Source organism: Phormidium sp. CCY1219, assembly GCF_055795085.1.
The window spans coordinates 1-366 of sequence record NZ_JAYFEQ010000861.1 but is presented as its reverse complement, the minus strand read 5'-3'; the positions used below and the strand labels follow the sequence as shown (position 1 = coordinate 366).

General features: G+C 54.1%; 1 protein-coding gene. It reads right to left on the bottom strand.

What is annotated here, in order from left to right; all coding sequences use genetic code 11:
• Positions 1–348 (bottom strand): WD40 repeat domain-containing protein (locus AC0QH1_RS28235; protein ID WP_442957373.1); only part of this gene is annotated, 348 nt, incomplete at its 3' end.
• Between the last annotated feature and the right edge of the window lie 18 nt (positions 349–366).

The following is a 366-nucleotide window of genomic DNA, read 5'->3' as shown; positions in this document are numbered from 1 at the left end:
TTTCTCATACGATATCGAGACCGCTCGTTTCCCTTCGGGGGTAATGGCTACTGCCCATACCATGTCACTATGCCCTTCTAGAGTGGCGAGTTCCATCCCGGTATCCAAATCCCACAGTTTCAGGGTGTCATCCGACGATGCCGAAAGTGCTCGTTTCCCTTCGGGGGTAATGGCTACTGCCAATACAACTTTACTATGCCCGGTGAGGGTGGCCAGTTCCGTTCCGGTCTCCAAATCCCACAGTTTCAGGGTTTCATCCGACGATGCCGAGACCGCTCGTTTCCCGTCAGGAGTGATAGCTACTGCATTTACATCGTCACTATGCCCGGTGAGGGTGGCCAGTTCCATCCCGGTCTCCAAATCCCA